Source organism: Paenibacillus sp. 3LSP (assembly GCF_032465655.1).
In the GTDB taxonomy this organism is placed as follows: domain Bacteria; phylum Bacillota; class Bacilli; order Paenibacillales; family Paenibacillaceae; genus Fontibacillus; species Fontibacillus barengoltzii.
This window is the reverse complement of sequence record NZ_JAWDJI010000136.1, coordinates 1-3537: the sequence shown is the minus strand read 5'-3', so window position 1 is coordinate 3537 and position 3537 is coordinate 1. Positions and strand designations below refer to the sequence as shown.

The window sequence follows — 3537 nt, the reverse complement described above, 5'->3', positions numbered from 1 at the left end:
GTACCCGATCGGCTCCATGGCTTCCAGCAATTGCTTCTTACCATAGAGTACCCCAATTCCAGTTGGTGCGCACATCTTATGACCGGAAAAAGCATAAAAATCAACATCCAGTTCCTGTACGTCAACCTTCATGTGAGGGGTGCTTTGCGCACCGTCAACGACCATAACCGCCCCGTTGCGATGAGCAATGGCTGCGAGCTCCTTGATCGGATTCACAACGCCAAGGACGTTGGATACGTAAGCGGTCGCCACGATCTTCGTCTTGGAGGTAATCGTCTTCTCCGCATCCGCCAAATCGATATGACCGTCTGGCTGCAGCGGGATATATTTCAATACAGCCTTCTTCTTCAACGCCAATTGCTGCCAAGGAATCAGATTGCTGTGATGCTCCATCGGAGTAATGACGATTTCGTCGCCTTCTCCGACATTCGCTGCTCCGTAAGAGGATGCAACCAAATTCAGCGAGGTCGTAGTGCCACGGGTAAAAATAATTTCTTCCCGGCGCGCAGCCCCGATAAATCTGGCTACCTTCTCGCGGGCATTCTCATAAGCATCGGTCGCCCGGCTGCCCAGCGTATGCACGCCGCGATGCACGTTCGCATTATCCCATTCGTAATAATGCTTTAACGCTTCAATTACGACCGTCGGCTTCTGCGAGGAAGCCGCACTGTCGAGATAAACGAGCGGATGCCCGTTTATCTCTTGCTGCAGAATGGGAAATTGCTTCTTCAGCTCTTCAGCATGGATACTCATTGTCCCAGCTTCCTTTCCACTAGACCTTGCAGTTGCTTCTGCAACGGTTCCAGCGGGATATCCGAAACGACCGGCGCCAAGAAGCCGTAAATGACCAAGCGTTCCGCCTCTGCACGGGTAATCCCGCGGGACATCAAGTAGTAAATTTGCTCTGGGTTCACCTGCCCAACGGAAGCGGCGTGTCCTGCGGAAACGTCATCTTCGTCAATCAGCAGAATCGGGTTGGCGTCACCGCGAGCCTTCGGGCTTAGCATGAGCACTTTCTCAGTTTGCTGACCGTCCGCTTTCGTGGCACCTTTCTCGATTTTCGTGATCCCGTTAATAATCGCAGTAGCTTCTTCCCGCATTACGGCGCGGGTAATCATTTGGCTGTTCGAGCTCTTCCCGTAATGGACGGCCTTCGTCGTGTAGTTCAAACGTTGTTTCCCCGAACCAACGGCGATGACCTTCGCATCCGAGTTCGAGCCGTTCCCTTTCAAGATCGACAGCGTCTCACTCGCCGAATCGCCATTGTTCATTTCGCCGATGATCCATTCGATGCTGCCGTCATTCTCAACAACTGCACGGCGATAGGTCACATCTGTTGCTTGCTCAGCCAAATGGTGCACCGTCGCGAATTGGACTTTGGCGCCCGGCTTTACGACCACTTCGGCTGCACCGTTATGCACGATGTTTCCATTGAGATTTACAGAAATATAGTTATCCACGTAGGTAACTTGGCTGTTCGTGTCCGCCATGATCAGAACGTGAGGCGTGAACGAAGAGCTCGCGTCATCCAACAGGAAAATTGTTTGCAGCGGCGTATCAATCACCACGTTCTTCGGAACGTACAGGAAAACTCCGCCATTCCACAAAGCTGCATGCAAAGCGGCCAAGCGATTCTCATCCGGCTTGATCACGCTGTGCAGGTGCGCCTTCACCAGATCCCCATGCTCCCGCACGGCGGTCTCCAAATCGGTGAAGATCACGCCTTGGCTTGCCAGCTCCGGTGCCAACTTGGTAAATACAGTATCTGCATTCCGTTGAACCAGCAGATTGCTCTGCTCATTCAATTCCACCAGCGATTGAATGCTGTCAGGTAACTGCTGCGTATGTTCACCCCGAGCTTCAGCAAGGGTTCCGAAGTTGCTCAAATCCCAGCGGTCAATCCGCGTCTTCTCCAATTTGGGCAGTTCCAGTTCCGCCGCCAGCTGCAGCGCCTTCGTCCGGCTGTCGGTCAGCCAGTCCGGTTCGCCGCGCTTCGCGGACAGTTGTTTGAGTTGCTCCGCTTCTACCGGAAGTACGGTTTGTGTCGTCATTCTTTACTCCTCCTTCCGATTAGGCTTCTTGACCAACTGTTTCGTCCACGATACCCAGCTCTTCTTTGACCCAATCGTAACCTTCCGCTTCCAGGCGTTCGGCAAGCTCAGGACCGCCGGATTTCACGATACGGCCTTGCATCATCACGTGAACGAAGTCCGGTTTGATGTAGTTTAACAGACGTTGATAGTGAGTAATAATCAAGAAGCCGCGGTCTTCGCTGCGCATGGAGTTAACACCATTAGCCACGATCCGCAAAGCGTCGATGTCAAGACCAGAGTCGATTTCGTCCAGAATAACGATCTTCGGATCAAGCAGCAGCATTTGCAAAATTTCGTTCCGTTTCTTCTCCCCGCCGGAGAAACCTTCGTTCAAATAACGGTGCGCAAACTCTGGATTCATCTCCAGCACTTTCATTTGCTCTTCCATTTGACGAATGAATTTGATCAGGGAAATTTCATTCCCTTCACCGCGGCGGGCATTAATGGCACTGCGCAGGAAGTCTGCATTCGTTACGCCAGCGATCTCGCTCGGGTATTGCATCGCCAGGAACATCCCAGCGCGAGCGCGTTCGTCAACGGCCATCTCCAGCACGTCTTCCCCGTTCAGTGTCACTTTACCATCCGTAACTTCATACTTCGGGTGACCCATCAGCGCAGAAGCCAGCGTACTTTTCCCGGTTCCGTTCGGACCCATGATGGCGTGAATTTCTCCGCCTTTTATCTCAAGGTTAATCCCTTTCAGGATCTCCTTCTCCTCGATTGTTGCTTTCAAACCCTCAACTACAAAATGCGTTGCCATGTAACTGCTCCTTCCATTCACGAAAATTACGGTATTTGCTTAGGGCCGCCGCCCTCGTTCTTGCCATTATATCATAACAATTATCACATTAGAATAATTCTAAGTGATTCTCACTGATTCTCATTTCATTCTAACCTACTTTATATCCATAAGCAACGTATGACGGCGGATGTTCATTGTTATGCAATATCGTCATCCCAGACAATACAAAAGGACCCGGCCCGCGCTTGCGGCCAAGCCCTCTTGGAATACGTGATGTCTGCCTTTGGCTCAGAGAAGATCTATCAATCCAGGTAAGCCCGGAGCATCCACATCTGTTTTTCCCATTTGCCGAGATAACCGGTTAATAAATCGCTGGTGACGTTATCCTCCGCTTGATCGGCTAGCCCAATCCCTTCATTGTACGCCTCCGTTAAGGTTGCCAGATCCTCAAGCACATGCTGAACCATGGCCTGCGGCTTCTCCTTCCCGGTAGCCTCCTGAATGGTGGCCAAATCCAGATACTCCTTCAGTGAAGCTGCCGGGGTCCACTTCAGTGCGAGCATCCGCTCGGCAATGGCATCCATTTGTTCAGTAACTTCATTATATAGCTCCTCAAATTTGGCGTGCAGCCGAAAGAAGTTCGTCCCTTTAACATGAATTCGGAATGTAGCCTAGCCAAAATCTGAGAGATTCACGTTGTGA

General features: G+C 51.5%; 4 protein-coding genes. All 4 read right to left on the bottom strand.

Translation table 11 applies throughout. The features are described from left to right. A partial coding sequence (locus RW092_RS11010; RefSeq protein ID WP_410055532.1) for an aminotransferase class V-fold PLP-dependent enzyme occupies nucleotides 1-753 on the bottom strand: 753 nt, incomplete at its 3' end. Next, nucleotides 750-2051: a Fe-S cluster assembly protein SufD gene (gene sufD, locus RW092_RS11005; RefSeq protein ID WP_085279217.1), complete on the bottom strand. Its 1302-nt coding sequence runs from the start codon at nucleotides 2049-2051 to the stop codon at nucleotides 750-752. The genes sufD and RW092_RS11010, both read right to left, overlap by 4 nt. Nucleotides 2052-2070: 19 nt before the next feature. Further along, nucleotides 2071-2853: a Fe-S cluster assembly ATPase SufC gene (sufC, locus tag RW092_RS11000; RefSeq protein ID WP_016312906.1), complete on the bottom strand. Its 783-nt coding sequence runs from the start codon at nucleotides 2851-2853 to the stop codon at nucleotides 2071-2073. 284 nt (nucleotides 2854-3137) lie between these two features. Beyond that, a complete protein-coding gene (locus RW092_RS10995) occupies nucleotides 3138-3494 on the bottom strand; it encodes a Dps family protein (RefSeq protein WP_316010211.1) in 357 nt (118 codons plus the stop codon). Nucleotides 3495-3537 lie beyond the last annotated feature (43 nt).

Bases quoted from the DNA above. Each gene is read 5' to 3' on its own strand.
- sufC (WP_016312906.1), bottom strand. From the start codon at position 2,853: ATGGCAACGCATTTTGTAGTTGAGGGTTTGAAAGCAACAATCGAGGAG.
- sufD (WP_085279217.1), bottom strand. From the start codon at position 2,051: ATGACGACACAAACCGTACTTCCGGTAGAAGCGGAGCAACTCAAACAA.